This window comes from Leptolyngbya sp. Heron Island J, assembly GCF_000482245.1.
Lineage (GTDB): Bacteria > Cyanobacteriota > Cyanobacteriia > Phormidesmidales > Phormidesmidaceae > Leptothoe.
Genome location: NZ_AWNH01000115.1, coordinates 307,107 through 332,091 on the forward strand (window position 1 = coordinate 307,107; position 24,985 = coordinate 332,091).

Here is a 24,985-nt window from a genome sequence, read left to right on the forward strand (position 1 = left end):
TATGCCCCGTCCCACCCCCCATAGTGGCTACCACTGGAATGGCAGACAACACCCCTTTTTTGAAGGATGGTACTACCGGCTAACCCTTCCCCCAGAACAGGGTAACCAAACCATTGCCTTTATGTATTCACTGCAAGACCCAGCCCGGCCCACCCCAGCCAGCGGTGGCGCAGTGCAAATTTTAGGCCCTGATGAGCAATACTTTTGTCGTTCTCTACCAGACCTATCGCGGTTTTGGGCCTGGCAGCATCGGCTAGGACACGGTCACAGCCGCAACGGCCCCATTGTAGAAAGTTATCGGGTGACGGCTACCTCCCATGAAGGCCAATTTTGGAACCCGGCTTTAGCACGAACCGTCCGCTGGCATTACAGCTTAGAGCCTGTCTATAGCTGGGGAGCCCCCCAGCAGCCCCAGTCCACTGCAGGCTGGCTGTCCCAGTTCCAGATTTTTGAGCCAGGTTGGCAAATCCTGATGGCCCATGGTTTGGCAACCGGCTGGTTTGAGTGGGTCGATGCCGCTGGTCAGGTTGTTGATCGGTTTGACTTTGAGCAGGCCCCTGCCTACGCCGAAAAAAACTGGGGCGGAGCCTTTCCCAAAAAATGGTTTTGGATTCAGTGTAATGCTTTTGAGCATGAGCCTGACCTGAGCCTGACCTCCGGCGGTGGTATTCGACAGATGCTAGGCCAACAAGAATCTGTGGGCATGGTGGGAATTCATCACCGAGGCCAATTTTATGAGTTTGTTCCCTGGAATGGGCAAGTCTCTTGGCAGGTATCTCCCTGGGGCTGCTGGCAGGTGTGGGCTGAAAACCCAGACTATAGAGTGGAACTCAGCGGAAAAACAGAATTGGCTAGTGTGCCGATTCGAGTACCTACTGCCAAAGGACTAGAATTTTTATGCCGAGATACAACCCAGGGAGAGCTGTTGGTGAGTCTTTGGCAAAAGGGGGTGCGATCGCATCAACCCATTCTCCGCGCCCACAGCAAACAGGCCGGACTAGAAGTCGGTGGTGAGGATTGGCATACTCTATGGCAACACTCAAGTTAAGAGTTATAGGCTTGTTGGTTTACACAGTTGGCTATCCAAGCTAGCTCTAACTTTTCCCAACCTGGCTTTGGCGGCTGACTATAGTCAATTGAATACTCATATCCAGAAAGCCTATATATCTGCTCTAACAATAGTTGAAAATCGACGATAGGCTCATTGTCACCTTCTCTCAGTGGAATAGCTACCTGAGGTAACGTTTGTGACAGATTAAAGGGATAAAGTAGTGCCTGAGGGCGTTGCTGAACAGGGCTTACCAAAATCCGATAGTGACTGACTACATTGCCCTGGACAGTCGGCATTGGTTCGCCTTTATGCAGCAAGTCGATCTCTACTAAATTGGCCTGGCTTTCTAAAATACGCTCTCGTTTCTGTAAATATCGTAATCGCCCATCGCCTCGCTTATTGACCGGTGACAGCACCTCAATCACAGTAACAACCTCTTGACTAGCTGTGTTGCGAATCTCGATAAAACGCTGACGAAGGGTCACAGGAACAGGAATCTCTACAATGATGGGCGAGGTGCTTGATTCCACAACAGCAGTCGCTATGTTTGTTTCTTGAGTCTCTGATCCTGTTTTTTGGATGGCAATATCCGGTATACCAACCATAACTGAGCTTGAGTCGCTGGTTCGATATACAGATTCTTCGATAATCGGCTGATATTTTGGTAGCAGCAAAGGGCTCAAGGTGTCAGCAATCGCCACAATCATCCGTCCGTGGACATTGGACCACAGTGCCGGATTCTCCAGGTAAGGATCCATACCAGGGAAAGGTGATGGCATTGCTGATAAGAATCTAGTTAACTACTCACAGCCTAGCACCCGGTTACAGATTCAGAGCCTAGTGCTGGTTTTTCTGTAGAGAAAACTATAGGGTTCAACTCATACAAAATTCTCTCTAATAGCCCTCGGGGTTTCAATGCTGACCCAGGGCAGCCTCTAGGAGATCATCAATTTTAATCGGGTTTAGAGACACCGATTTGGGATTAGATGTGGGTTAAGACCATAACTGCGAGAATACCTGACTTACTATCTGCCGTACCGTTGTGTTAACTGTCCGGGCAGCTTGAATGTGAGGTTCATCTGGCACGATCGGAATAATCTCTGCAGCTGTGCCAGTGCCTAACAAGTCCATGACCCGATTGGCGGCTTCTAACCCGGTGACATAGGCTTTTTCCTGAGACCAGGAGCCATGGCGAGTCACAATCCAATCGCCGCTCATAAATACATTGCTAAAGCTAGTTGTTCCTGGCAGTAGATACTGATAGCTACCTGGGGCAAAGTGACTAACTCCTTGAGAAATTCTGACCACCGCCTGGTCCACAACCTGGGCATCGCCAAACGCTGGAATACAGCCCGCCAAATCTTGCTGCGTCAGTTTGACAACCTGCTCATCACTCAGAGGTAGTAGCTGATTAGCATGGTAGTAATCCACCTCAATCACGCTACCTGGCTCATGCTTATATTCATCTTGGAGTGCGTTGAGATCAAAGAATGTCCAGCCTGTGGTCTGATGAAAACCAAAGCAGGCATTGGACGGCAGGGGTACCTCAATCTTACGGTCAAACCACAGTCGTGTGGCTAGTACGTCAACCCCGCCTAAATTTTGCAAATCTCTAAATTCAGACCGGTTGCGTAGGGCGTCACTACCCGCAACAATCTTTTTCATGCCGGTAATCCCGACGGAAAAAATCACTGCGTCCGCTGCAAATGCCTCGTCACCGTTCACACCAGTGCAGGTCACCCCGGTAACGCGGTTGTCCTCCACCTGTATATCGCTCACCCGCTTATTGGCCAGTAGCTTACCTCCCAGGGACTCAATTCGTTCTACCCAGGGGCGGAAGATCATCTCGCCTACTGTACCGCGACACCAGCGCACATCAAAGTCAGGCTGGTGGGCCAGAATAAAGTAGTAGAGCATGCCCAGGGCGGCAGCGGCTGAACACTGCTCACCGGGAGCAAAAAGCCCCACCAGTAGCATGGGTTCAAAGGATTCTTTGTACAGACGTTCTGAAACACCATACTGCTTAAACAGCTCCCTGGCGGTCATGCCGTCGTAGCGCTTCCAGGCATCATCAGAGTTATCAAAATCGACCACTGCGTATAGCAATGGCAATGCCGACAGTCGATCTGCTAGGGGTAACCGCTTAAATTGGGTGTAGACAAAGGTACCCATGGGACTGGGTAGATACGGCATTGCCTGAAATAGAGGCGATTCGACTTCCAGCCCAGCAGGCGAATACTGAGATGACCGGGTGTAGGGCGTAAATGGCTGAATGCCTAGCTCATCCACGAGCGAGAAAATATTGTTGTAAGGATACCAAAAACCATGAATACCGGCCTCTACAGAACGTCCGCCCGGCGTTTTCCAACCGGCAACTAAACCACCAGGCTGAGGTCCAGCTTCTAGTAATGTCACATCGTAGCCTTGCTTGGCTAGGTGATAAGTGGCTCCTAGTCCGGCCCAGCCTGCGCCCACGACGATTACTTTTTTCTGGCTTACGCTTGCGGTTGAACTCATAGATGACTCACGCAACTACCTTTGTACTGTAGATCAGAAACTTATTCGGTGCCGCGATATCCTGAGAAGTGTGGACGTTGACATCGCGTTGTTATGTGATGTCAACGTTTTATTCGAGTGTAGGTGTCTATGAATTCTGTTCTACCGGGTGCGCCCTGGCTAATCGCCCATCGGTCTATGTTGGGCATTAACCAGCCCTATAAGCTGACGCTCAACCATCAAGATTATGTATTGTGGCAAACTACCAAAGGCAAAATTAAGGCTCTGAGTAATGTTTGCCCTCATCAACAAGCTCCCCTATCCAATGGATGGATTTGTCCAGATCATGATGTGATTGTTTGCCCATTTCATACCCTGACATTTAACGATCAAGGTCAACTTTGTCGAGATGGTAAACCTGAAGGACGACCTTTGGTAAATTCCTTAGAGCTAATCGTCAAAGATGATTTTATCTGGACTTACGGTGGTCATGAACCGAGATTACCCATCCCTGAACTCCATCAACAGTTAGTCTCAGACTATGAATTTGTAGGCGTTGCCGTTTCCCGAGCTATCCAGGGGGATTTTCTGAGCAACGTTCTGATCAATTATGACTACAATCACCAGAACGGCACTCACCGAGACGTTTTACGCATTAAAGACAACTACGTTTCTCTCTTTGAGCAAGATGGTTACCAGGCAACGGTGATTCAAGGACTTAACCGCACCGATAATTCCTGGCAAGAACTTGTGGGTAACCCAGCGTTGTTGTTATTACCTAAAAAATATGAAATCCATCTGGACTATGAGTTTCCTTCGACTACAGTTGTGAGAACGTCACTGCCAACTGGTAACCTAATTCAGATGCATCTGCTATATCCAGAAAGTTTTGATGTGACCCGCACCATTGTTCTAGTGTTTGCTCAATTTAAATATAGTTTCTTAAAAGCGTTTAGTAGTGCCATTCTTAAAGGTGTTGCTCTGGTTGTTGAACAGGATGCCGCAGCTATTGAAATGAGCTATCCGCGACAGATACCCAAGATTCGTCTGCCCAATGAAGAAATCTTGGCATATGCTGAAAGGCTTTATCGTGATTGGTAAATCACAAGCATTAGTGCTGATCATGGGAACTAGCCAACAGCCATAGTGTTTCGAACGTTGCTTCGCCCATTAACCGTCTCAACTCCAGTAAGTGCGCTATCGTCCTGGCACCTCGCTTGTGCCTGTGGTTTCTAGTGGCTCAATAGCGCTGACTAAACCCAGCAGAGGTCCCACTTGTTCCTGTCCGTTTAGGGCCAACTCACTATGACAAAGATAAAGCCTCTCGGTGGTCCGTCCCAGCAGATCTCGCAAAATTCTCTCTAATCTGGCTTCATGCATGGTCTCTGTATCGGCAGCCGTCACCGGTCGCTCGGGCCAGCTGCTTAAGAAAATCTCAGCGCCAAATAGTTCATCGCGGCCGGTTAGCCAGCGGGGAGACCCGGCATCCAACCAAAACTGCCAGCGATGGGTAAGTCGCTGGGCTCGATACTGAAATACGGTGGCCAACGTTACCCCCTGCCGTTCCCCATCTAACGCTCTGGCCGGATAGGGATTAGCGGATACCGTCCCACGCTGCAGCAACCGAATAAAACGTCCCACATCGCTTAGGGTGTCTTCTCTTGGTATGCCGCCATAGAGCGCTAATCGCTGTTCTACATCCCAAAAATACTGGGCTGTTTCCATCAGTTCTCGTAGAGCTGAAAGCTGGTCGGTGGGTAAATAGTTGCCACGCCACAAAAAGTCTTGTACGGCCCGATCCAAGGTGATTACGGGACTGACTGGATAACGCTGTTGTTGCTGTTTTTTTTGCTCGCTAAGCCAGGCCAAAATGCGATTGTAGGCAGCTGTTGCTTGATGGCCCAGACGGTCCCAACGGGGAAAGTTTTCTACGGGTAACAGCCTAGGGTGGTCAATGTCAGGTACGAAGCAGTGGTCAGCAATTAGCTCTGAGCGCACCGGGTCAATGTGGGTGAGGTCAAACCAGGGTAAACTGGCTTCGTTTTCTGGGGTTTGGCTGAGCACCACTAGCATTTCAGCTACGGCATCGCGATTGACTAACCGACCTAATCCTGGGTAGACCAGGGCCAGCAGAGTCAGCAATGCTCGGACAAAGGGTGAACTAATGAGGGGACGCTGGTCTTTGAGAGAGGCAACGATGATCCCGCGTCTGCTTAAAATTTCGATCAGACTGTAGCGGGCAATGGCGTCTAAACCTGGACCGATGATGGCAATGTCTGAGGGAGCAACGGCCTCACGATGAATGGCATCGGCAATCAAATCAGCGGTCTGGCGTAGCATTTTGCCACGGGTGGTGGCTGTAATTAGCTGGATCGGCTCAGGTAGCTCGGGAATGGCCAATGGATCTTGCACCCACTGCACGATGTCATCGGCTATGGCATGGCCAAGGCTGTCGCTATTGGTGTGGGGCAGCTGTATTCTTTCGCATCCTTGTGCTAATGCCAGAGTGGCTGCTGGATCGGCTCCCACACCTAGCCGGATCTGTCCGTTGGGATTGTAGGTAAAGGCTTGGGGCCGATCGGCGGTTTTGAAGACTTGGAATAGGAAGGGTGCGATCGCACTATACTCATCCACATCATCAGCCACCGTCCCGGAAAATCGGTCTAACAACTGAGCCTGATACTGAGGCAGCGGCAACAAATACCGCCAATACAGTTCCGTCATTAAACCATAAGTCAGAAATCCTCGTTCTAAACACCAGGCTCTCCACTGCAGTAGCGCGGTCCCCATCACATTCCAAGTATCCATGGGAACCAGATTAGGCATCATCCCGGCCCGTAACCGCTGGGTAATCTCCTCGGTGGGAATACCTGCGGAGGCCGCTAGCTGCAATAAGTCTAGGGCGCGTCGCACCGTTTTTGACTCTGACCACCCCTCCACCTGCAGCGATTGATCTAACAAAGGCTCCCACAGCTGTAAAGCCAGTAACTGTTCATTCTCAGGCCGCAGCTTCAGAGGAAACTGCGCCTTCAGCGCCATGACATCCACCAGCAATGGCCAAAAGAGAATCACTTCGCTCTGGATAAACCCTGCTGGTGTGGTGGTCGTATAGGGCACTCGATCCTGAATAACAGCCGCCAGTCGCTGCGCCAGGGCCATACGATTATCACCATTGGCCGCAAATACCAACCAGGGACACTCTACATTGGCCGACTGACGCGATAACCAATCAATCAGGTGCTGAGTTTTGCCATTGCGAGTTGCCCCTGTAATCCATACCCATGTTGCTGTCACCTCAGATCCCCTCCTTAATATCTGCGGAGATGACATCTGATGTTAGCGTAGCTTCTAAAACATGTTTCCCAATTGGCCGATATGCAAAAAGGACTCACCGCTGGCGAGCCCTAGGTAGTTCATTCAAACAATATCAACATTGGCTGACTCCGAACGGAGCATGCCTATCTAAGAAATTACGGTAGTTAGAGCGATCAAGCCAACCACCAGGGCAGCCCCTAGACCTCCTAGGATAAGGTAGTTACGCTTCTCACCCGCTGTGGGTGGTTCAGCTTCATACATCTTGGGCTCAGAAGCAAAGTTGTTAAGGCGTCCACCTTCTTCAGTGGTATATGGCATAAATATTGACTCTTGCTGCACATTTATATTTTACTTTAGCAAAGGTTGATGTAGATAATTATCATATTTGACACATTTTGCAAAAGTACTTAGCAATATCTCCACCCTCTGCAAAGGCATCAGCTTGGATATTTAGAGAAATTGGAGAAAAAGAAAGAGTATCGTTGCAGCTCTGTTGAGCCAACTATCCATTGTGCCAAAATGACACAACCGAGATGACGTAATCAATACGCTTTAAAGAACAAAGCACAATCTGGAAGAGAATTGATAATCCCTCGAAAACCTTAAGATACCCGCAATATAAGCCTCAAAAAAACTGTTGTGGGCTAGCCTATAGCCTTGGTTTACATCCCCTTAGCAAAGGCTAACAAACAGATAAAAACGCTCAGCGAGTTATCGGTTTGATGGGCGAGTGTAGTGTAATCATCACCTGATTTGGGTAAGGTTCCCCCCAGGCAACCAAAGAGCAATCGGTACAATAGCATCGAAGACTGCATGTGAGGGCATACGATGACCGATTTATCACTAGATCAGGTCACCCGGCGTTTGCTGAAATGGTTCATAGTTGATGACACTCAAGTTGCCAGTATTTTAGAAAAAATCAAGGCAGAGCTACCTACCACAGAAGCCTGGCTAATTGGCAAACCGCAATCAGGTAAAAGCTCGGTAGTACGCGGTTTAACTAGAGTATCTGCAGATATTATCGGCCAGGGGTTTCGACCTCACACGCAGCATACCCAGCGTTATGCCTACCCTTCAGCAGAACTGCCCCTATTACTATTTACTGACACTGTGGGGTTGGGAGATGTGGCCCGCAGTGTGGACAGTATTATCCAAGAACTGCAGACAGACCTGGCGCAACCCGCACGGGGAGCCAGGATCCTATTGGTCACGATTAAGGTCAACGACTTTGCAGTTGACAGTCTGCACCAGATTTTAAGCCAGGTGCGAGCCCAAAATCCGTCTGTGCCAGTGGTACTGATTGTCACTTGTCTCCACGAACTTTATCCCACAGGCGCTGAGCATTCGCCCTACCCCCCTACTCAAACTGCTGTTCAACGGGCCTTTGGTGAACTCAAACGTAGTTTTGACGGTCTGTACGACAGTGCCGTCATGATTGACTTTACCCTTGAAGAAGATAGCTACCAGCCTGTTTTTTATGGACTAGATGCGTTGCTGCATGTCCTCTCTGAGCAGCTGCCTGAGGCCGAATCTAAAGCGATTTATCAGCTGCTTGACCAGACAGACAATGCCACAACCCAGCTAGGGGCCATTTATCGAGATGTTGCTCGACGCTATATTGCTGCCTTTGCCGTGATTGCGGCTACCTTGGCTGCGGTGCCCTTACCTTTTGCCACCATGCCTGCCATCACTGCTCTGCAGGTATCGATGATTGTGGCGCTGGGTCAACTTTATGGTCAGCGCCTCAGCTTTTCTCAGGCTGGTGGTGTTGCTAGCACCATTGCTGGCGGCTTTTTAGCTCAGGCCATTGGACGAGAGTTAATCAAACTGGTGCCTGGATTTGGCAGTGTCGTTGCTGCGTCTTGGGCGGCAGCCTACACTTGGGCTTTAGGTGAAGGAGCCTGTGTTTATTTTGGTGATCTCATGGGTGGCAAGAAGCCTGATCCTGAAAAAATTCAAGCAGTGATGAAAGAAGCGTTTAAGGCGGCTAAGGAGCGGTTTCGTCACAAAGATGGTGCTAGCTAAGGACATTTCTGACAAAAAAACTACCAGTTATCCAGGCCCCCAAACCCCCAAAATTGGGGGCTTTTAGTCTTGTCCTCCCCAGGATTGGGGAAACTCCAGGATGCCTAACTGGGAAAACACAGGTATTTCCATAAAAGGGGGGCCTTCAACTGGTATAGTCTTTTCGAGAAAACGCCTAAAAGGCAGCTCTTTATTCTCTAAAGTAGGGTGGCTGCGTATTCTTTTGAGGCCAACTTTTGTAAATAAAATGTCCCAGAGTTGGTGCCGCTAAACATACCCCAACTAAGCCAATCCACCAGGTTTGCTGAAAGTCTTCAATATTAAACGTTTGAGAACTAGTGGAGAACAGTTCTGGAGTAACTGAAACGACATTGTTGAGGGCATGGGCAATGATCGGAACCCACAGGCTGCGGGTACGAATATACAACAGTGCCATAATCACCCCAAACATTGTCAGGCCCATCGGATTGTTGATGTGTAACATACCAAACAACACCGATGACATAATCACCCCTACGGGCAAGTTCCAACGGACAGCCCAGCGCTGTAGCAAGACCCCGCGAAATACAAATTCTTCGGTGATGGGTGCAAAGACCAGAACGACAAACAGCATTAAGTAGCGGTATAGCTCAGGGGCGGCCGTTTCTACATTCAGCAGCTGCTCGGTCAAGCGTTCTTCGACAAAACCGGGGGCAAACAGTGAGATCGGATAGAACAGGAGTAAAAAACTACTAAACGAAAAAATGAGCATACTGGCGATTAGCAAGATGCCATAGGCCCAGGGAAAACGCGGTGGTGGACCGAATACCCGAGTTAACCGCAAACCAGCCCGACGTCCGGTGGTTAGTAGAACACCGCACACTAGGCCAAAAATGATCATGAACTGGATCGGCATCCAGAGTCTGTCACTTAGAGGCCAGGGCAATAGCTGTTGATATTCGAGGACACCGTAGACGATACCCACTAGCAGATTGCTAATGATGAAGGCGACAAGGACATGGGTGCGGAATTTAAGTACTTCGAAGGGGTTCCTACCCATGCTTACAGTCTAATAATTAGGACGCATTTAATTGTAAAGCAGATGGAATAATTGGGGCACTGCTGTGGTTTGAGCTGCTTTGGTCTGACGGTGACTGGCAAAGAGCCTGGCCAGACGGTTTAAGGGTTTGGGCTGTCTCAGTTCATAGGTTTGTAACTTTACTCTAAACCAGAGGGCTTGTTGGATTTGCCTTAGGGCCATCTAGAGCTATGTTAAAACTGCATAGCAGTAAAGCGGCAATCAGGATAGACATATGTGCGATCGCACACCTCCCCGCAAACCCTGGCAACCCAGCACCCTATGGTCTAAGCTACAAACTCAAACTGAGCATGGCTTAGCCACTGAGGCCCTAAAACCCATTGACACCAACCATGAAATAGTTGCTGATGGCGGTGTGGAATTTATCGTACGGATTTTAATCAACCTGAACCGTAAGGCCCAAGCCCGTAAAGTACAGGCAAAAAAAAAGACCAACCCTTTTTTACCCTACGATCCTAATCTGTACGTCACAGACGTTTCCGATACCCATGTCTGTCTGCTCAACAAATTCAACGTCGTTGACCATCACTTTTTAATTGTTACCCGTCAGTTCGAATCACAGCTCGACTGGCTTAACCTGACGGATTTTGAAGCCCTGTGTCGCTGCTTCAATGAAGTCGCCGGTCTATTTTTCTATAACGGTGGCCCTGCTGCTGGAGCTAGCCAACCCCATAAACATCTGCAGCTTGTGCCTCAGCAATCAATGGCCCTGCCCATTGAAACAGCCATTCGCACCACATCCTTTATCGATGGCATGGGCCAATCTCCCCAACTGCCCTATGCCCATCGGATCGTCCAAATCCAACCTGACGATGGCCCCCAACAATGGCTTCAACACTATCGACGACTGTTGAGTAGTTTAGACATCGACGATCCAACCGGTCAGTGGCAAGGCTCTCAACGAATAGCCTACAACCTACTCGGTACACGCCACTGGCTAATGGCCGTTCCCCGTCGCCAGGACGACTACCTGGGCATTTCGGTCAACTCCTTAGGCTTTGCCGGTTCGCTCCTGGTAAAAAACCAAGACCAGATGGAGCAGCTCAAGCAGCTTGGGCCAATGCAGCTATTAAAGGAAGTAGGTAAAGCAATCCAATCATAGGGTTTGTCGGAATATTCCTTAGAACACCCCGACAAACAAGAAATCTTAAATCCAAGCCGAAATATCCTCGCCGCATTCATCGGCTAGAAAGCACAGAGCCCGAAATCGCAGCCCAACGACCTCGTCATATAAAGGATTGAGCTTACACATCGGTGGAATATGAGCGACCGTACGACCAAATAGAACAACATCGCGCTCAAATGGACATTGGGCAGGTACAAACCGTGCAATACGATGAGCCAGCCTGGGATCATTAACTTCTAAAGCATCAATCCAACGTCTGATGGGCTGTAGGGGTTGAAACTGAAACTTGACGCCATGAAAGACATGATTCTTCAGAAATGCAGTGGCAGAAGACATGAGTTAAATAAAAAGACGTAATTTTTCAGGAAAACAGATTGTTAGAAGCGTTAACCGTTAAATATGCGTTTATAAGGATGCGAAGAGTGGTGTATAAATCCCCTCTAAGTTAAGCAATTAAAATTGTGTCTAGGTAAAGCGAGGAATAACCCTGGCGAAAGTTTTCTAAAGGTCTAATAAAGTCCAGAAACTGTCAGAACAGAGAATCCCATCTAAATTTAAGTCCAGATAAATGCTAGAAGATAGATCTGCGTTTGTGTGTTACGAGCAAGACATTTTTCAACGTCTGATGCAGAATACGCATTTGGGCTTTATCTTTCCGGATACTCACCTGCTCTCAGGTCCAGGTTTATAGTTTTGATTAAAAGGGTTAGTAGAAAATTAAGGAATTCGCCAACGCTGAGATCATATTTCCCCGAACGCCATTAATATCGCCTACGTAGTTAATGTGATCATCATTACTCGTATCAGTAGATTGGCTGATAATGCAGACCAGGCCAGACATTCACCGGTTGAGTAAAATCCCTGCAATATTCTTCTATAACGTTGAATAAACTCAATAAAAGTTGATGCCTGCAGAAGACAGCTGTTGATAGTCACGAGGGGCGCTGTTCTCACTCCATTTGATTTATGGGATATACCCACGACAACGACCGGCAACCCGTAAGGATCGGTTATCCCGAATTAAGTAGGACCATGTCGTGATATACGCTTAATTAGCACTCTGACTCAGAGAGTGCTAAGGTCTTTCATTGCAGAGCTAAACGAGCTGACTATGGCGAAACTGGTAGTATTTGATGAAAAGTCCCGCCAGGCTTTAGAACAAGGCGTTAACGCCCTGGCCGATGCGGTCAAAATCACCCTTGGTCCTAAGGGTCGTAATGTTGTTCTTGAAAAGAAATTCGGCGCACCTCAGATTGTCAATGACGGCATCACCATTGCTAAGGAAATTGAGCTGTCTGATCCCTATGAAAACACCGGGGCACGGTTAATCCAAGAGGTAGCTTCTAAAACTAAGGATTTAGCCGGTGACGGTACCACCACAGCCACTGTGTTGGCTCAGGCAATTATCCGTGAAGGCCTCAAGAACGTAGCTGCCGGTGCTAACCCCGTGAGTCTACGTCGCGGTATCGAAAAAGCAGTGGCCAAACTGGTTGATGAGATTGCAGCGGCTGCTAAGCCTGTAGAAGGTAAAGAGATTGCCCAGGTAGCTACGGTATCCGCTGGTAGTGATGAAGCCATTGGCAGCATGATTGCCGAGGCTATGAATAAGGTCACTAAGGACGGTGTCATTACCGTTGAAGAATCTAAGTCCCTCAATACCGAACTCGATGTGGTTGAAGGGATGCAGATTGACCGGGGGTATATCTCCCCTTACTTCGTCACCGATCAAGAGCGGATGATCGCTGACCTTGAAGGTGCGCTGGTGCTGATCACTGATAAGAAGATCAGTTCTATGCAGGACCTGGTAGGTGTTCTAGAAAATATTGCCCGTGCCGGTAAGCCCCTCGTCATTATTGCTGAGGATGTAGACGGTGAAGCCTTGGCAACGCTGGTGGTTAATAAGGCCCGTGGTGTGCTGAATGTGGCGGCTGTTAAGGCTCCTGGCTTTGGCGATCGTCGTAAGGCTATGCTGCAGGATATTGCTGTACTGACAGGTGGTCAGGTTATTTCTGAAGATATCGGTCTCAGCTTAGAAATGGCCACCATTGACATGTTGGGTACTGCCGATAAGATCACGATTACTAAGGACACCACGACCATTGTGTCTGAAAGCGGTAACAAGTCAGACATCGACGAGCGCATTGGTCAGATCCGCAGACAGCTGAGTGAGACTGACTCTGACTATGACAAGGAGAAGCTCTCTGAGCGTCTGGCTAAGTTAGCTGGTGGCGTTGCCGTGATCAAAGTCGGTGCGGCTACTGAAACTGAGCTGAAGGACCGCAAGCTGCGTATTGAAGATGCGCTAAGCGCTACTAAAGCTGCTGTGGATGAGGGCATCGTCCCTGGTGGTGGTATTACGCTACTGCATTTGGCCCAGAAGCTCGATGACGTTAAAGCTAGCCTCAGCTCTGAAGAGCAAACTGGTGTGGATATCGTGATGCGGGCGGTGGAAGCACCCCTGCGTCAGATTGCTGACAATGCTGGTGATGAAGGCACTGTTGTCGTTGAGAAGGCACGGAACCTACCCTTTAATCAGGGCTACAACGCTCTCACGGGTGCGTATGAAGACCTGATGGCCAGCGGTATTGTCGACCCTGCTAAAGTCGTACGTTCGGCGCTACAGGATGCTGCTTCTGTGGCGGGTATGGTGCTAACGACGGAAGCTCTGGTGGTTGAGAAGCCTGAGCCTGAATCTGCTGCTCCCGGTGGTGACATGGGCGGCATGGGCGGCATGGGTGGCATGGGCGGCATGGGCGGCATGGGCGGCATGGGTATGCCCGGCATGATGTAACATCCATCCTGCCTTTTTTAGGCCATATTTTGTAGGGGCGTTCCATGGAATGCCCCTACGTTTTTTATTATTGATTGGCGCAGAGATATTAATCGGCTATATTCTAAATAGTACATATTTACTTAGTGATTGGAAAAAGCCAGTGACTCAAGTGTCTGACCTAGCCAAGCTCCATGAGGTGGAACTCAGCCAGCGAATTTTAGAAATGGCCAAGGCAGGTGTCTACCGCGAGTCGCTATTTGAAACATTTAGTGGGGTGGCGAGCAAACGTCAGGTGCGGGCTGCGATCGCAACCGCCAAACAGTTTGGTCTCCGCTCGAATCCAGCCCTCCGCGATACCGATCTGGGCACTTACTATCAGATTGATCCCAAGCAATACGATAGTTTTCAAACCCTTCTGGAATCAGCAATCTCGCCCGTATCCAACGATGATGTCGCCACCCGTTTGCGCAAACTCACCGAAGCTGTACAGATTCTGGTACGGGTGTCGGGGGGAGTTGCGATCGCCCTATTAATCAGCGGCAGTCTCTGTGTACTCAACGGCAAGCTCACCCTAGCCGCCACCATCTGGAGTGCATCTTTGGCCGTTAGCCTGGTCTGGATGCTACAAAAATTGTTGGTTGGGTCGTTATTGGAGGGGTAATGCGTTTTTTCTCGGCATACAAATTTCAAGGGATATCCCGTAGGGACAATCCCTTGTGGTTGACCTAGTTCCTAGGTTTTATGGTTCACCACCTTTGACATGTTCATCTAACCACGACACCATTTCCCACAGTACGTGGCCGACGGCTTCCCGCGACCGATAGGAATGGCCCTCTGCCGGTAATGACACATAGCGTACCGTCCCGCCTAACCCTTTCATCGCCTCATATAGCCGTTCCGATTGGATCGGATAGGTGCCTGGATTGTTATCCTCAGCCCCATGGAGCAGCAGCAGTGGCTCATTAATTTTCTCGGCTGCAATAAAGGGAGACATCGTCAAATACGTCTCCGGTGTTTGCCAAAAATTACGTTGTTCCCCTTGAAATCCAAAGGGCGTCAAGGTGCGATTATAAGCACCACTGCGAGCAATCCCTGCTTGAAACAAATCGCTGTGGGCTAACAAATTAGCGGTTGTAAATGCACCGTAGGAGTGACCACCAATGGCCAACCGCTGACCATCGCTCACCCCTCGTTCCACTAAAAGATTAATTGCCGCTTCAGCACTGGATACCAGTTGTTCAATATAGGTGTCATTGGGCTCTTTTTCACCTTCACCCACAATTGGCATAGTAGGCCCATTGAGAACCGCGTAGCCCTGGGTCAACAAAAACAAAACTGAATCTCGCCCTGGGCGCGTAAAGGTATATTCTGAGCGAGTATTCTGGCTGGCAACTTCGCGATCTTTAAATTCCCGTGGATAGACCCAAAAGACCGTGGGTAATGGGCCATCATTGGCCGGATCATATCCTGGTGGCAGATATAGAGTCGCCGTCAGCATGACTCCATCGGCGCGGGGATAGCGCACAATCTCTTTTTGGACATCGGCATACCAGGCCAGCGGATCGGCAAATTCTGTTAATTGCCTCTCGTCACCACTGGTTAAATTTAACTGATGATAGTTACCCGGACTGGTTTGTGATTCTCGGCGAATAATAATATTGTCAGCATTGGTATCCAATAAGCGGGTAACTCGACTAAAGGCTCCTCCCTCAGCTTGCCACAGACGGTCTGTTTCTAAACTAGTTAGATTGAGCCGATCTAAAAAGGGAAAGACACCGTCAGGCGAAGCGCCACCCCCATTCAGGTAGATGCTGTTGCCATCCTCGCTCAGCATCAGGACTGACCGGCCATAGGCTCCCGGTACGGTCACTGGATTACCGGGATTAGCATAGGCATCTTGAAAGTCTCTTGCATCGAGCAACACCGACTCGGCATCAGGGGTAGCTGGGTTAATGGCCCAGGCTTTTAGCTGTCTTGTGTCATACCAGGCTTCGGTTGCGATCGCCAAGTTGTCATGACTCCAGGTAATGCCACGAAACCGCAGGGTAGATCGCCATATTTCGGTAGGCTCACTATCAAAGGGGGCCGCCAGAGTATAGAGCCCATCACGATGCTCTGCTTTAACGCTAGCATCCCCACCGTCTAACGCTTCTGTCCAATGTAGAGTGGCAGGCCGGTCGGCTCGCCAGCCAATGCCCCGTTTCCCCTGACGGACTGAGTCAAAGGCGATGGGAATATCATCAGCCAGGGGTAACTCAGCCAGTTTATGGATGACTTGCCCCTGACGGTTGAGGATCTCATGACGCACAGGAAACCGAGATAGGGGGACCTGGTAGGAAAAAGGACGCTGAACAGTAGACCGCAACAGCCATTGTCCATCTGGAGAAACTGAGAAATTGCGAATTAGACTGGGCTGATCCAGCCGGGTAATCTCTCCATCCAGACTAATGTGGGCCAGCTGGGATGAGAAATAATAGTCCAGTAAGTCTTCGTCGTGGGGGCTTTGCAACAAATTGGTATAGGTGCGTGTTGCCGCTACCCGCCCCTGGCTGCTCTCAATCACAGGGCCTGACGGCACTGCTGGCTCAGTCGGTGGTACCCCCATGTTCTGGGGCCGCACTTTACAAATTAATCCTTCATCTCCCGGTAACCAGCGACAGGGAGTTCCATAGACGCCGTTGAGAATCGGGTCGCTCAGGGGGCGAGCTTTGGCCTCGGCGACATCCAACACCCATAGCTCGATGCCGTCAGCTTCGGTGAGGGTAAAGGCCAGATAGCGATTGTCGTAGGACCAGCGCAGGTTTCGTATACGGGCATCTGCTGGTAAATAGATGGCAGTACTTTCCGACGCGCCCAGGGGCCGAATTTTAATTCCCTTAAATGATCCTTCCTGGGCTGGTCCCCAGGTATTAGGGTTGAGTTTGGTACCTGCGATCGCCACCCAGGGGGCTGCCAGTTCTTCAATGGGCATTAACGAGCGACGCTCAAACTCAACCAACCACTGATTGTTCGGCGAAATCGACACCGCTGGTAGCGGGTCCACATCCAACATCGACACAATCGGTTCCGGCGGATTTTGCCATGGGGATGAGGGCTGATCGGTTTGGGCAGAGACAGGCATAGTGATTAGAGGCAGAACGACAAGTGGGAGCAAGTGTCGAAACATGGCGCATTTTAGCTGGAACCTAGAGTTTAGATACTTCCCGTTCAATCAAGTTAATCTGTCATAAAACCTAAAAACTCAACATCTGGGTTAAAAATGCTCACGCTTTCTCAAGTAGCATCTGCTGCAGCCATTGATAGTTTTCTTTGGCTAAGAAAGGGATAAGGTGAAACCTGACTCATGGGTAGCCCTATTCTAAAAACCAGCTCCACACCATGGGTTCAGCTTCAGATGTGGTGACAATGATGGCCAGTACTAAACCCTCACGTTCGATAAATTCCATTCGACATAGCCCCAGGCCGGTGCCGGCACAGTCTTGTACTTCTTCATAACCGAGATCGCGCATGGTTTGCACCGTCGTACTGACAGACACTACGGGGGGATAGGTCTTCGGTGCCCAAATGTTTTGATCAATCAGGGCACGAGCCTCGGCATAGGGCATCCCCACTGTCATGCCATCGATAATTTCAGGTAGGGAGTCTGGATCGGGGGCTTGCTGTGCGATCAGAGGAGCCTGATTTTCAACTGGTTGATTGGATCGGGGCTGGGCTGGTGCGGTTTTGATAGGCTGGAATACTGCAGTCTCCGGCTGCTGGCTCGTTTTGTGGAGGGTGGCAGAGTTTTCTGGAATCGATGTCGTTGCTTCTGCTGATGGCAGGTTCGCTTTTGGAGTGCAGCTTGGGGAGCTGAGTAGAACCAGAGACAGCAGAGAACAGGTTTTCCATTTGCTTAGGGTCATAGTAATTGCAGGGGCTTGCTGATTGGGCAAGCGTGAGTACTGTATGGCAATGTGCGATACAGTCTGTTTTCCCTATATTTCTTACAAATAAGTAGATACGCAAATTTTCTTACAAAAGACTTTGGCTAAATGGCTTGATTTTAGGTGGTTATTCAAAACCTGTTTTGTAAATGATTCTGCATAGGCACTTATCTGATAAAAATCGGACGGTACTGAGTTATTGCTTTTGAAGGCGATGTAACAAGAGTATGGTAATTCGCGGTTGTTTTCGTTGGTGAATCCGGGAAATGAGCTGTGGGATGTGTTGCGGATTTTGCAGAGGTTGGGAGAGGGAGTTGCGATCGCGCAAGTCGGATTGAGCCTCTTGCAACCCAACCGATGATGTGGAATTAGTCTAGATTAAATTTTCTCATTTTAACTAATGGACCCATGAGGCTGAAATCACTGTTACTAAAGGCTACATAGCATTTCAACTCTACCATGGAGATTAGCCAAGGCAGTGGATGACATTTGTCATGGAAATTTGCCTGGCAGTCTGAATATACTATCTAAATTCTGTTCATTAGACATTCTAAACAAAGCCGTTGCTTTATCAATGGTTGTCGTTTAAGAATTCCAAGAGGTATTTAGTGTGATCCAAAATTGTCAAATCGATCCAACCCGACTTGAACCCATGACAGAATGCATGGATATCATGGATATCAGTGAGTCAGTTGATTCTGTTCCAGAAGATGAGTGGGACTGGAATATCATCTCAAAAAGAGCGGTTGTTTATGCTTGTGGGACCATTTGTCGAGATGGAGATGTTGTAGAACACAACCATCATCCGACCGAGTTTGGTCTATGTCAGCGTCTATCACAGGAAGCAGCTGAAATTATGGATGGCATATATATCAATATGGGAGATGAAAGCGATCATCACTTTTCATCATTCTATATTGTTGCGAATAGTGGCTCTAATAGTCCAGCAGAGATTACAGAAGACTTAATGCGTTCAGCCTTTGGTGGCACCATTCACCATACTGCCAAAATCACAGTTGAGCCATTAGACGGAATCGTCAGTTGGGTAGAAGACAATTCAAACGTGGACTATGGCGAAGATGATCAGGATAAAGTGTACAGGCAAAGTGAAGATCGTTATGTCAAAGCTTGGCAAGCTCTAGAGAAATGGTTTGGTGAAACACCAGAGTTACAAGCTCCTGTGTTTGTGAGTGTAGACGAAAGAGGTGACGATGATGACGAGTCTATGGTAGGCTCTGTGTTTCCTAGGTTGGTGCTGGCACTGACTAAAAATGGTAGTCTAGTTGGTCTTTTTAGCTGCATTGTTTGTACTTGAACAAATCGTAGATGTAAGGGTGGATTAGTGGGTTGCGATCGCGCCATCGTAGGTTGGGTTCCACCCCACCAAAATCTCTCGCCTGGACACAACAACCTGATTAACCCAACATTGCCAAAATCCCACAATACGAACCATAAAGTGGATCGGGAAATACACGACGGTTGGATTTGTTGGGTTTCATATATTCCTCCCAACCTACGCATTGGCTACATGGAAAAAAAAATTCTTCGCTATATCTAATCTTCTGCTTCACTTTCTAGTAGATGCTGCAGCGGTTCTACCAATAGAGGAAGTTCCTCATGAATACCTTGCCATACGATATCCAAACGAACCTGAAAATACTCATGGGCAATCACATTCCGAATATCGTTCATTAAACGCCAGGGTACATCTGGTGCAAGTTTTTGAATTTCCTCTGGAATTTGCCTGGCAGCTTCTCCAATAACAACGTATTTGTACAATATTGAATCAACCAGGGTTTCATTTTTAGAAAATGCTTCATAGGTCAACCCTGACGTGCGCTGTCTAATGCTTTCAATAGCGATTAAAATATCTCGAACACGTAATTTCCAAGTTCTAGAAGACACGAATTTTATCCTCTAAAACAGGCTGTCTTAAATGTTTTTTCAGGGCATCTTCGGTGCCAATATCTACGGGGTGCTGAAGTAGGTCTTGAAGAAATAGCCTGATTTTGCTTAACCCAAACAACCCAATTGGACGGGAAAACTCTACCAGACAATCGATGTCGCTATCAGCAGTAGCCTGATCCCTGGCAACTGAACCGAATATCTGTAGGGAAGCAACACCTAGCTCATGCAGTGCTGACTGTTGGGCTTTGAGCTGCTCCAGAACTTCGTCTCTAGTGGGAATAGGTTTCACAGAAAAGTCGTTAGGGGACACAGATTAACTTTCAATACTGCATTTCAATGATACTGGCTACTTTCTAGAGTATCAGCATGCCCTTACCTACGAACATCCCAAAAGAAGCTTACAACTCAATTGTTCTAAAACGCCTCATAAGAGCTGGTCTGTTTTGATACTCGTCTTGTAACCCGTTAAAACGTTCAATAAAGTCAGGCAGCTTCTTCTGATATTCCGCTAAGTCCCGCAAATCTTTTAACAAAGCTGTGGCTTCATCATAGGGCTTGGCTTGTTTTGTTTCGATCAAAACTACCACCTGTTGCCAGAGCTGTTCTTTTTTAGATGCCAAAGTTTTTAATTCTTTAATTCGCTTGCGTTGAGCTGCTTCTTGTTCTTTTTGTTGTCGTTTCGCATAAGCTGCATCCGACATCTCAGTCAGTTCAGACAATCTACGATAACCTGGCACAGATCTGGGGGCGTCATCAGCTGGTCCTGCCAATTGCTTTAAGCGGTTGATCAGCTGCAAATCCACGTGGGGTTCACGCCGCACCAGTTTCAACAGAAACTTTTCCTTTTCTGATGCAGGCAGATTAGCTAAGCCAGCTTCTAACGAAGGTGATTTGGATTTAGCAGACGTTTTTTGACTAGCTTCGGCAGCAGCAGCAAATAAATCTGGGTTCAGTTCCACAAGGTCAATAAATGTCTCCAGTGGAGCCGATAGCTTGCCTAAATTAGGTGGAATTGGAGGTTCTATTGGGTCCTTCTCAATGTCATAGCCAGCGCAGTTAGGCACCGCCCGTAACCAGGCTATGTAAAGTAATCGGACATCTCCGGTTAGAAGCTGATCGCGCAATGGCAGTAACTGTGGCAGCCAACCTTCCCCGTCTACCCAACCAGACATGCTGCCATCCTCATCATTGATATTGATGTTTAGTACAACGTATTCCTTGGTTTGTTTGCTGGTAATGGCATAGGGCAACTCGTAGGGTTCATACCAGCCTGGGTCTACGATAGCCTTGGGAAATCGAAAAATTAGCTGGCGGGTCCCCCAGTTTGCGATGTAGAACATTATATCGAAGTACTTGGTAACGATTTCTTCTGGGTTACCTCTAAAATCGCCATAGTTGTAGAGAAATACGGCTCGGTGGGGTGTCAGCTCGACACGGCTGGATAGTTTTTGGATGTTGGTCTGTTCTTTGGCTGTGAGGGGGCGATCAATGGCTTGAAATTCGTAGTATTGATATTCACTCATTTAGAAATACACCCTGCTTACTAAATGAAGTTTATCTGAACTTTTTTAGGGTAAGACATAATGAGCATGTACATGCTGAGATGCCTATCATTCATCGAGACAATGGAAAAGCCAGTACTTAAAATGCTCACCAGTAGACCCAATTTTTTGCTCTAAAGTTGATGCAACAGGAATATGTAAATTCGTGGTTATTTTTATTAAGGAAGATTTATTCTTCACAAGCCACTAATCTGGAAGCAACACCAAAAATCAGAGGCATTGAGGCAATCGTTTCATCATTCTCGACATCAATTTCACTATCATTAATAGCTAAGTTATCAAGTGCTTCAACAATTGATACTCTATTTTTATTTTTAAGTGTATTTTCAAAAAAAGATCTAGGCACGGAAACAACTAGCCCTTGATAAGGTAAGCAACCAGGTGGATCAGCGTTCTCTCCTTTTATCCGAAATTCTAGAGGCCAATAGTGTCCCTGCTTTTTCCAATTTACTGCGCTCTTGAATTTTTCTTCTGCTTCTGCATAAAACTGATGATCAGGCACACCTCCACAGCTTACATAAATGTCTTTTTGAATACTAAAGCCAAAGTGTCCTCCACTAAATTTTGACCAAAGCTGGTCAAGCAATTGTAGATCTTGGCAAGGAAAGGTTTTCAAATCTTTTGGATATAGACAATAGTCCTTATTACCTGTGACTTCTAGCATAATATTTCGAGTCTCATCATCAGCTTCTTGCCAACGAGCATTAGCTAGGTAATTAATCAGGTTTGCATAACGGGGATGTACTTGTTCTCGAACAATGCAGAGAGCATTACCAGGGATGTCAGCAGATTGAGTCAAGGGTTGGAGATTCCCTCTAGCGCCCCTTGCCAAGAAGGGCTCAAGGGGAAAATCCTCCGAAATTTTTTGCCACTCCCCTTCCGTAGGCAATCGATAGTGATATGTACCCTCATCTGGTGCTATTTCAGCCTGTGTGCTTAACCACCCACAAAACCACTGTGCCGCACCCCAGGTGATTCGAAACTCTACACTTAACGCAGGGATCAATCGCTTCTGCTCACTCAACTCCAACGTTGCATGGAATTGACCATTAGAGACATCTTGTAAAAATAGTTGAAAATCTTTCCAGAAGACTAATGCTTGACTAATATCAATGTTTTCATTGAGGGAAATCATTCCCCGCAAAAAGAAATATTTGAATTTTTCAAAAGTCCTTGCTTGTTCTTTAATAGAAATGATTGGAGTGTTAGAAGATCTAATCGGAATATCGCCAGAGATACTGACAACATTCTGGTTGGCCATAGATGGAATACTTAATAACAGCTCATCTAATCTTTGAAAAGTTTCTTGCGAGATCTCTCGACCTTGAACTCGACACCAATCTGCCAGATCAAGCAAATCTAAATTATTTTTTTCTGAGTAAGTGTAAGTGTCCAATATCTGATTTATCAAACGTGTCGCATCCAGCTGTGCCGCATAAAAGCAAATCACCTCTCGCCAACGATCATTAGCTAAATTCTCAAACAGTACCTTCTCCCCTGCTTCTCCCAATTCCTTAACATGACAAGCGATCAAATACTCTTGAAACGTCTGATGGCTAAATTCATATAGCTCCACTTCTTTCTCCACCAACAGCCCTGAAATATCCCGCATCTCTTCCAAAAACTGCTTAGAGCTTACAGGCTGTTCTTTATTAAATCGGGCAAGTTTTTCTGCAATCCATCGTGTCGCTTCTGTCAGTGTAAACTGAGTAGTCTCATTCTGAACCAACTCCCATGCCAGTAACTGCAATAGAGCTTGATTCTCTGTTGCAGTCAGACTCAGCTTTGTCCCCTTTACATAGGGCCGAGTCCCCAAAAACAAATTACAAATGCGCTCATACAGCTCCACCCGCCGCTTTGGCAAAAACGTATCTGCCCGATGAGTATTAGCAATCAATGTTAGCAACAAAGGATTGCTGGCAATGGCCGTTAGTTGAATATCTGCAAACAGCTGCTTCTTTAAATCAGCTGCACTTTTCTCCACCTCATCCTCAATGTGAGCACTGACCTGTTCAGGATCTAATTGCTCTCCGCGCTCCTGCTGATTACTGCCCCACTCCCGCTCATACAACGCCCGATACCAGTTATTGATAAAGGTTTCCTTTTTGGGATTATTAAACTTCAGCACCTCTAACCGAGTATCAATTTCAATCGGATGACTGGGCTCATCAGGTCGTAGGTCAAAGCCATGGGGCCGCGATGTCAAAATAAACTGCACATTGCCATAATCCTGCATTTGAGTATCCACCCACTGCCGGACTATCTGCCGCTGGGCCTTGGGTACTTCATCCAACCCATCAAACAACACCAAGCATTTTCCATCCTTCAGTACCTGATCAAACCAATGTTTTGAAGGCTTCAGATTCTTACAGCCTCTCTGTTTTGGAATATGTTCCACAATCAGCTCACTCAAGGAGCAAGTCCTTTGTTCGTCCTCATCTATCCACCGTAATAGTCCATAAATTTCTCGCAAGCGCAGCAGTACTGGAATAAACTGCGGAGTATCTTCCGGTGGGTCAATGGCATAAGTACGGGTCAAATGGCGCATCAGTGTCGTTTTGCCATAGCCCGGAGCTGCCAAAATTGCGATACGTCGATGGGGTGACTGGCTCGGCGATTGATATCGCTTGGGCAAAAAATCCCAAATCGTTTTCTGACCCGATAGATCCAGCTGGTCACGGGTTTGAATCTGCAGCGGCACATAAACCTTATCCAAAGCTAGAGGCTGCAAGTTTTGAAAACCTTCTAGCTCAATGCGATCGCACTGCACCTTCAAAGCTTCAAAATATTGCTTATCAAAGCCACGATTTAGAACCCGTGAAGCCGCCTTTCCAAATTCTTCATTAATAGCATCTGCCGTCTTTTCACCAGAAGATTTCAGTCCAAATTTCCACTTGTCAATAATCGGCTGCCCAAAACTTGTAACTAAACTGGTCGTCAAAGAAATCCCAAACGAGATAGCTGCTCTTGGAATATCCTCTAGATAAAGGAGGTTGTATAGGCCATAACCGCCACCGCCCAGCACCAAACACTTGGTCAAAACATCGGCAAGTTTTTCTTCCAGAGATTTACCATCGGGCTGATTTCCAGGCGGAGACATAGGGCACTGCCATTGAGAGATTCACGCCCCTATTCTAATCATGTAGCATCCAAACCACGATAAAGATCAGCCACCGAAAATTCCAATCCAATGCTGGTCAGCATAGCCAGATCGCTACCTTCATAAACTACCGTTTGCCAAACATCAGATGCTATGCGCCGCCGACATTCCACCCGCTGGCTCTCCTGAGAAATCAAAACATACTCTTCTAGAGAATCCAGTTGTTGATAATCCTTAAACTTATCACCGTGATCAAATGCTTCGATACTGGGCGACAGCACCTCCGTAATCAGCTTCGGATAGCGTTTAATATAACGATTCTCCCGATCTCTTGGATCACAGGTCACAAACGCATCTGGATAATAGTAAAACTCATCTGCATAGTTGACCTTTACATTACCTGCATGAAACCGGCAATCAGACGAGTCACCCAAATGATTATCAATAAGCTTCAGCAGATTGAACGCGATTCGCTCATGGTTATCCGTACCCCCCGCCATGGCATACACTAGACCCCGCTGATACTCATGGCGAATTGAGCTTTGGCGTTCCAAAGCAAGATACTCTTCAGGACTAATGTAATGGGGGATAGCAACCATGACCGCTGTTCTTGAAAAAGTTTGGACGG

20 protein-coding genes are annotated in these 24,985 nt (G+C 47.8%); 7 read left to right on the forward strand and 13 right to left on the reverse strand.

Features of this window, described 5'->3' with window-relative positions; genetic code table 11:
• The first annotated feature begins 1 nt into the window (after position 1).
• On the forward strand, positions 2-1,048 hold the full coding sequence (locus tag N836_RS71690; RefSeq protein WP_023076966.1) for a tocopherol cyclase family protein: 1,047 nt from the start codon (positions 2-4) through the stop codon (positions 1,046-1,048).
• On the opposite strand, the gene N836_RS71695 is transcribed toward N836_RS71690, so the two are convergent.
• Both N836_RS71695 and N836_RS71700 read right to left on the reverse strand, forming a co-directional pair.
• Positions 1,045-1,830 (reverse strand): DUF4058 family protein, encoded by a 786-nt coding sequence (locus N836_RS71695; protein ID WP_031294724.1) that lies wholly within the window; start codon positions 1,828-1,830, stop codon positions 1,045-1,047. The genes N836_RS71690 and N836_RS71695 overlap by 4 nt on opposite strands.
• Before the next feature lie 214 nt (positions 1,831-2,044).
• Entirely contained in the window at positions 2,045-3,568 is a 1,524-nt protein-coding gene (locus tag N836_RS71700) for a hydroxysqualene dehydroxylase (protein WP_023076968.1), read from the reverse strand.
• A gap of 129 nt (positions 3,569-3,697) precedes the next feature.
• Between N836_RS71700 and N836_RS71705 the strand changes: the two genes are divergently transcribed.
• Complete coding sequence (locus tag N836_RS71705; RefSeq protein WP_023076969.1) at positions 3,698-4,648, forward strand: Rieske 2Fe-2S domain-containing protein; 951 nt, start codon at positions 3,698-3,700, stop codon at positions 4,646-4,648.
• A 96-nt stretch (positions 4,649-4,744) separates the two neighbouring features.
• On the opposite strand, the gene N836_RS71710 is transcribed toward N836_RS71705, so the two are convergent.
• Entirely contained in the window at positions 4,745-6,841 is a 2,097-nt protein-coding gene (locus N836_RS71710; protein WP_023076970.1) for a hypothetical protein, read from the reverse strand.
• 168 nt (positions 6,842-7,009) lie between these two features.
• Complete coding sequence (psb34, locus tag N836_RS76215; protein WP_023076971.1) at positions 7,010-7,180, reverse strand: photosystem II assembly protein Psb34; 171 nt, start codon at positions 7,178-7,180, stop codon at positions 7,010-7,012.
• 510 nt (positions 7,181-7,690) lie between these two features.
• Between psb34 and N836_RS71715 the strand changes: the two genes are divergently transcribed.
• Positions 7,691-8,887 carry a GTPase family protein gene (locus tag N836_RS71715; protein WP_023076972.1) on the forward strand — a complete coding sequence of 399 codons (1,197 nt, stop codon included), beginning with the start codon at positions 7,691-7,693 and terminating at the stop codon, positions 8,885-8,887.
• 190 nt (positions 8,888-9,077) lie between these two features.
• Here the strand turns inward: N836_RS71715 and N836_RS71720 are convergent, their stop codons facing one another.
• On the reverse strand, positions 9,078-9,926 hold the full coding sequence (locus N836_RS71720; RefSeq protein WP_023076973.1) for a CPBP family intramembrane glutamic endopeptidase: 849 nt from the start codon (positions 9,924-9,926) through the stop codon (positions 9,078-9,080).
• 253 nt (positions 9,927-10,179) lie between these two features.
• Here N836_RS71720 and N836_RS71725 point away from each other — a divergent pair, with 253 nt between their 5' ends.
• Positions 10,180-11,067, forward strand: coding sequence for an ATP adenylyltransferase family protein (locus N836_RS71725; RefSeq protein WP_023076975.1), 888 nt, complete (start codon positions 10,180-10,182; stop codon positions 11,065-11,067).
• A 45-nt stretch (positions 11,068-11,112) separates the two neighbouring features.
• Here N836_RS71725 and N836_RS71730 read toward each other — a convergent pair whose 3' ends face one another.
• Positions 11,113-11,427 (reverse strand): Mo-dependent nitrogenase C-terminal domain-containing protein, encoded by a 315-nt coding sequence (locus N836_RS71730; RefSeq protein ID WP_023076976.1) that lies wholly within the window; start codon positions 11,425-11,427, stop codon positions 11,113-11,115.
• A 775-nt stretch (positions 11,428-12,202) separates the two neighbouring features.
• Here N836_RS71730 and groL point away from each other — a divergent pair.
• Entirely contained in the window at positions 12,203-13,882 is a 1,680-nt protein-coding gene (gene groL, locus N836_RS71735) for a chaperonin GroEL (RefSeq protein ID WP_023076977.1), read from the forward strand.
• 49 nt (positions 13,883-13,931) lie between these two features.
• The gene (locus N836_RS71740) at positions 13,932-14,525 is read left to right on the forward strand and encodes a hypothetical protein (protein WP_023076978.1); all 594 of its coding nucleotides are present in this window, start codon (positions 13,932-13,934) and stop codon (positions 14,523-14,525) included.
• 78 nt (positions 14,526-14,603) lie between these two features.
• On the opposite strand, the gene N836_RS71745 is transcribed toward N836_RS71740, so the two are convergent.
• Together N836_RS71745 and N836_RS71750 are read right to left on the reverse strand one after the other, a co-directional pair.
• Entirely contained in the window at positions 14,604-16,985 is a 2,382-nt protein-coding gene (locus N836_RS71745) for an alpha/beta hydrolase family protein (protein WP_023076979.1), read from the reverse strand.
• A 232-nt stretch (positions 16,986-17,217) separates the two neighbouring features.
• Entirely contained in the window at positions 17,218-17,766 is a 549-nt protein-coding gene (locus tag N836_RS71750; RefSeq protein WP_023076980.1) for a hypothetical protein, read from the reverse strand.
• Between the two features lie 685 nt (positions 17,767-18,451).
• Between N836_RS71750 and N836_RS71755 the strand changes: the two genes are divergently transcribed.
• The gene (locus tag N836_RS71755; RefSeq protein WP_023076981.1) at positions 18,452-19,102 is read left to right on the forward strand and encodes a hypothetical protein; all 651 of its coding nucleotides are present in this window, start codon (positions 18,452-18,454) and stop codon (positions 19,100-19,102) included.
• Positions 19,103-19,341: 239 nt separating this feature from the next.
• On the opposite strand, the gene N836_RS71760 is transcribed toward N836_RS71755, so the two are convergent.
• From N836_RS71760 to N836_RS71780, 5 genes are all read right to left on the reverse strand, one after another.
• Positions 19,342-19,692, reverse strand: coding sequence for a HepT-like ribonuclease domain-containing protein (locus N836_RS71760; RefSeq protein ID WP_023076982.1), 351 nt, complete (start codon positions 19,690-19,692; stop codon positions 19,342-19,344).
• Positions 19,682-19,984: a nucleotidyltransferase family protein gene (locus N836_RS71765; RefSeq protein ID WP_235071197.1), complete on the reverse strand. Its 303-nt coding sequence runs from the start codon at positions 19,982-19,984 to the stop codon at positions 19,682-19,684. Before N836_RS71765 ends, N836_RS71760 begins: the two co-directional genes overlap by 11 nt.
• 109 nt (positions 19,985-20,093) lie before the next feature.
• A complete protein-coding gene (locus N836_RS71770; protein ID WP_023076984.1) occupies positions 20,094-21,218 on the reverse strand; it encodes a hypothetical protein in 1,125 nt (374 codons plus the stop codon).
• Positions 21,219-21,426: 208 nt separating this feature from the next.
• Positions 21,427-24,357, reverse strand: coding sequence for a GUN4 domain-containing protein (locus N836_RS71775; RefSeq protein WP_023076985.1), 2,931 nt, complete (start codon positions 24,355-24,357; stop codon positions 21,427-21,429).
• Between the two features lie 38 nt (positions 24,358-24,395).
• Positions 24,396-24,956, reverse strand: a complete 561-nt coding sequence (locus tag N836_RS71780; protein ID WP_023076986.1) for a Uma2 family endonuclease — start codon at positions 24,954-24,956, stop codon at positions 24,396-24,398.
• Between the last annotated feature and the right edge of the window lie 29 nt (positions 24,957-24,985).

What these genes read in the sequence shown, in the direction of transcription:
- N836_RS71695 (WP_031294724.1), bottom strand. Translation starts at nt 1,830, where the DNA reads ATGCCATCACCTTTCCCTGGTATGGATCCTTACCTGGAGAATCCGGCA.
- N836_RS71720 (WP_023076973.1), bottom strand. Translation starts at nt 9,926, where the DNA reads ATGGGTAGGAACCCCTTCGAAGTACTTAAATTCCGCACCCATGTCCTT.
- groL (WP_023076977.1), top strand. Translation starts at nt 12,203, where the DNA reads ATGGCGAAACTGGTAGTATTTGATGAAAAGTCCCGCCAGGCTTTAGAA.
- N836_RS71780 (WP_023076986.1), bottom strand. Translation starts at nt 24,956, where the DNA reads ATGGTTGCTATCCCCCATTACATTAGTCCTGAAGAGTATCTTGCTTTG.
- N836_RS71740 (WP_023076978.1), top strand. Translation starts at nt 13,932, where the DNA reads ATGCCCCTACGTTTTTTATTATTGATTGGCGCAGAGATATTAATCGGC.
- N836_RS71700 (WP_023076968.1), bottom strand. Translation starts at nt 3,568, where the DNA reads ATGAGTTCAACCGCAAGCGTAAGCCAGAAAAAAGTAATCGTCGTGGGC.
- N836_RS71770 (WP_023076984.1), bottom strand. Translation starts at nt 21,218, where the DNA reads ATGAGTGAATATCAATACTACGAATTTCAAGCCATTGATCGCCCCCTC.
- N836_RS71705 (WP_023076969.1), top strand. Translation starts at nt 3,698, where the DNA reads ATGAATTCTGTTCTACCGGGTGCGCCCTGGCTAATCGCCCATCGGTCT.
- psb34 (WP_023076971.1), bottom strand. Translation starts at nt 7,180, where the DNA reads ATGCCATATACCACTGAAGAAGGTGGACGCCTTAACAACTTTGCTTCT.
- N836_RS71755 (WP_023076981.1), top strand. Translation starts at nt 18,452, where the DNA reads ATGGATATCATGGATATCAGTGAGTCAGTTGATTCTGTTCCAGAAGAT.
- N836_RS71730 (WP_023076976.1), bottom strand. Translation starts at nt 11,427, where the DNA reads ATGTCTTCTGCCACTGCATTTCTGAAGAATCATGTCTTTCATGGCGTC.
- N836_RS71745 (WP_023076979.1), bottom strand. Translation starts at nt 16,985, where the DNA reads ATGCCTGTCTCTGCCCAAACCGATCAGCCCTCATCCCCATGGCAAAAT.
- N836_RS71750 (WP_023076980.1), bottom strand. Translation starts at nt 17,766, where the DNA reads ATGACCCTAAGCAAATGGAAAACCTGTTCTCTGCTGTCTCTGGTTCTA.
- N836_RS71715 (WP_023076972.1), top strand. Translation starts at nt 7,691, where the DNA reads ATGACCGATTTATCACTAGATCAGGTCACCCGGCGTTTGCTGAAATGG.
- N836_RS71690 (WP_023076966.1), top strand. Translation starts at nt 2, where the DNA reads ATGCCCCGTCCCACCCCCCATAGTGGCTACCACTGGAATGGCAGACAA.
- N836_RS71725 (WP_023076975.1), top strand. Translation starts at nt 10,180, where the DNA reads ATGTGCGATCGCACACCTCCCCGCAAACCCTGGCAACCCAGCACCCTA.
- N836_RS71775 (WP_023076985.1), bottom strand. Translation starts at nt 24,357, where the DNA reads ATGTCTCCGCCTGGAAATCAGCCCGATGGTAAATCTCTGGAAGAAAAA.